Source organism: Stenotrophomonas sp. HMWF003 (genome assembly GCF_003061285.1).
GTDB lineage: Bacteria > Pseudomonadota > Gammaproteobacteria > Xanthomonadales > Xanthomonadaceae > Stenotrophomonas > Stenotrophomonas maltophilia_AP.
On the sequence record NZ_QAIW01000278.1, the window covers coordinates 5004 to 7977 of the forward strand.

Below are 2974 nucleotides of genomic sequence, written 5' to 3' on the forward strand. Positions count from 1 at the left end.
GGGGCCTCCAGGCCCCGTGCCAGCACGCGTCAACGGTTGGGAAACCCGCCCCGGCGCGGGATGGCGGGGCAGTAGTAGCACGCCGCGCACACCGGACGCTGCGAAACCAGCCCCCGGTGCGGACATCAATCTTCGGTTATGGGAGGCACCGCACATATCCATGTGAAACGGCGGTGCTCGGGTGGGCTCAGCCCGTGTCGCGCTGCACCCGTGACCGGTACGCCCCGACGTTGTTGCCGGCAATGCTGGTGGTCTGGGTGCCGGTGATCGTATCGATCTTGCGGTCCGAGCCGGTCACCGGCTTGGCCTCGATGGTGGTTTCACGCTCGAACGCGTGCGACTTGTCGGTGTTCCGGTAATACCGGTACAGCGCCCAGTACAACGCCGACGCACCGGCCGGGCCGGCAGCCAGCAACCACAGTCCACTGTCATCGCTCATGAGGACGCTACCAGAAAGAGAAGGACGAGGGCTTCGATAATGGTGCCGGTGGTCAACGCGGCCAGCAGCATCTTCCACTGCTGCACCGGCACGCTGCCCATGGTTTCGCCGGTGCGGCCATTGACCGCGATGTAATGCAGCATGCCGCCGTTCTTTCCAGGCTGGTGATACGAGTACAGCCACACCGGCAGGTACATCGAGACCCAGCGCGTGCCGTGCACGTCCAGGCGCTCCTTCTCCCAGCGTACGCCGCGGCTGTAACGGCGCACGGAGTCTTCGACCTCGGCGCGGGCGATCGACAACAGCTGGTCTTCCAGCCGCGGGCGCAGCTTCTCGACGTCGAGGTTGCGCTTTTCAGACGTGAAACCGGTCAGGAACGAGGCATTCCATTTCAGCGCGTTCTTGGTGTCGAACGGCAGGATGGTATTGATGATGTTGTTGGTGTTGGCCCGGGCGTCCAGGTTGCCGCGCTCGGCGGAGGATTCCAGCGTAAGGTCGTCCACGGTGAAGTCGACATGCCGCTCCACCTGGTAGACGTCGGCATCGTAGTAGGTCTGCTTCTTGTCGCCGGTGCCACGGGTGTATTCCCGCGTCTTGATCTCGCCGCGGCCTGCAACGCTGGCACTGACATTGCTGTCCACGATCATGTACGGCAGGTACACGCCGACGACGTTCTCGGGCGTGAACTGGTCCTTGAACGCCTTCAAGGCAAACAGGCGGCGCTTGTCCACGAACTGGCGGATACGCGCGACCGCATCGTCCTTGGAAATGCGGAACGGCAGCACCGCATCGGGTACGGCACCATTGGCGACCTGCTCATTCACCCCGAATACGTGACGGCACCAATGGCAGCGGGCCGTCATCGTGCTTTCGGTATTGATCGTGACCTCGGCACCGCAGCCGGTGCATTTGAAACTCATCAGGCTGGCGGTGTCGGCCTGGATGTCCCGTGCGCCGGAGGCGATGACGGTGCCGCGCAACTGGTCCAGGCCGTCACCCAGCCCGAACGCTTCCTCGGCGCGGGTGCCGTGCCATTCGTTGCGGCAGAACTGGCAGACCAGGACGTCGGTGCCGAGCTTGAGCCGGACATCGGTGCTGCCGCATTTGGGGCAGCGGTTGAGGCCGTCCTTCAGCTCGGCGGCGCGGGTGTCCAGGGCCACCGGATCCGGTGCCTCTATCTCGTCGCGGATGGGCTGGGGCAGGGTGGCTGGATCGACCGGAAAGCTGCCGGGCAGGGGCGGAACCTCCTGCGGCGAACCGGGGCCGGTCACCGGCTGCGCGGGCAGCGGTGGCGGTCCCGACGGCAGGGGCGGCGGAGTGCGGGAGTCGGACATGGTGATTGGGCGCCTTGCCTGTTACAGGCCCAGCGCCTTGGCCTTCAGGGCGTCATAGTCGTCCTGGGTGATCAGCCCCAGATCCAGCATTTCCTTGGCCTTTTTCAGCTTGGCGACCGGATCGTCGGCGGCCGGTGCCGCCGGGGCGACCGGCTGCTGCAGGCTGCCGGCGCCGAACATGCCCGAGGCCATGCCCACGCCCACCAGGCCGGCCGCGCCGCCGTTTTCACCGGCGGACTGGATACCCTGGGCAACGCTGGCCTGCAGGTTGGAATTGCCCCGTGCACCCGCCAGCGCATCGGCGCGCTGCACGGTCTTGAGCAGTTCGCGGGTGTTGGCGTCGTACTCGATGGAGACGATGGCGGTCTTGACGATGGCCAGGCCACGATCGGATTTCCACTGGTAGGCCTGCTCGACCGCGTCGGACAGGCTCTTGGCGAAGCCCAGCGAATCCTGCTGCAGCTTGGTGATGCGGTTGCCCTTGCCCGGGTCGTTGGTATACAGGCTGAAGGCCGGCGCCAGGGAGCCCACCACTTCGTTGAACAGCTGGCTGGCGGCGGCATTGTCCAGGTCGGTGAAGTCGAACACCTGGCCCGGCTGCAGGTAGCTGGCCGGCACGAAGTTCTTCACGAACAGGATGGGATCGACGATCTTCAGCGTGTACGAGCCGCGGGTGACCGCACCCACCTGGGTGCCCAGGAAACCGTCGTCCCAGTAGATCTCGGACTGGGTGCCGAAGCGGTTGTCGGGCAGCTCCTTGAGCGAGACAAAGAATGCCGCCTGCTGCGCGCCGGGCTGGCCGCCGAACTTGAAGCGCTCCCAGCTCTGCTTGATCAGCGGGGTGACCACGCCATCGCCGGCGAAGATAGACTGCGAATTCAGGTCATCCGACCGCCATTCGTAGCCGCCCGGCTCGGCGACGAAGCCGGTGATGGCCCCGTCCTGGAACAGCAACAGGCCGTAGCCTTCGGGCACCACGATTTTCGACCCGTTGCTGATGATGTTCGACGAACCGCTGGTGTTGGACCCGCGCCCGGCGTTGGTGCCACGCGGCACCGCCGCGAACAGCGCTGCCGTGGATGGCAGGCCGGCGGGCACGGTGAAGAAATCCTTCCACTGGTCCGCCAGAACGCCGCCGACTGCACCCTTCACCGCCTGTACCAGACCCATGGCCAACTCCGTGTCGTTCGTGGGCGGGCAG

Annotated in this window: 3 protein-coding genes; all 3 read right to left on the bottom strand. The window is 65.7% G+C overall.

Annotated elements, in window-relative coordinates:
* Positions 1-187 precede the first annotated feature (187 nt).
* The 3 genes from DBR34_RS11545 to DBR34_RS11555 are packed head-to-tail and all read right to left on the bottom strand — an operon-like array spanning position 188 to position 2943.
* Positions 188-439, bottom strand: coding sequence for a hypothetical protein (locus tag DBR34_RS11545; protein ID WP_038688229.1), 252 nt, complete (start codon positions 437-439; stop codon positions 188-190).
* Entirely contained in the window at positions 436-1773 is a 1338-nt protein-coding gene (locus tag DBR34_RS11550; RefSeq protein ID WP_128096903.1) for a TFIIB-type zinc ribbon-containing protein, read from the bottom strand. The genes DBR34_RS11545 and DBR34_RS11550 overlap by 4 nt, the downstream gene beginning before the upstream one ends.
* A 21-nt stretch (positions 1774-1794) precedes the next feature.
* Positions 1795-2943, bottom strand: coding sequence for an SPFH domain-containing protein (locus DBR34_RS11555; protein ID WP_128096904.1), 1149 nt, complete (start codon positions 2941-2943; stop codon positions 1795-1797).
* Between the last annotated feature and the right edge of the window lie 31 nt (positions 2944-2974).

What these genes read in the sequence shown, in the direction of transcription:
- DBR34_RS11545 (WP_038688229.1), bottom strand. Translation starts at nt 439, where the DNA reads ATGAGCGATGACAGTGGACTGTGGTTGCTGGCTGCCGGCCCGGCCGGT.
- DBR34_RS11550 (WP_128096903.1), bottom strand. Translation starts at nt 1,773, where the DNA reads ATGTCCGACTCCCGCACTCCGCCGCCCCTGCCGTCGGGACCGCCACCG.
- DBR34_RS11555 (WP_128096904.1), bottom strand. Translation starts at nt 2,943, where the DNA reads ATGGGTCTGGTACAGGCGGTGAAGGGTGCAGTCGGCGGCGTTCTGGCG.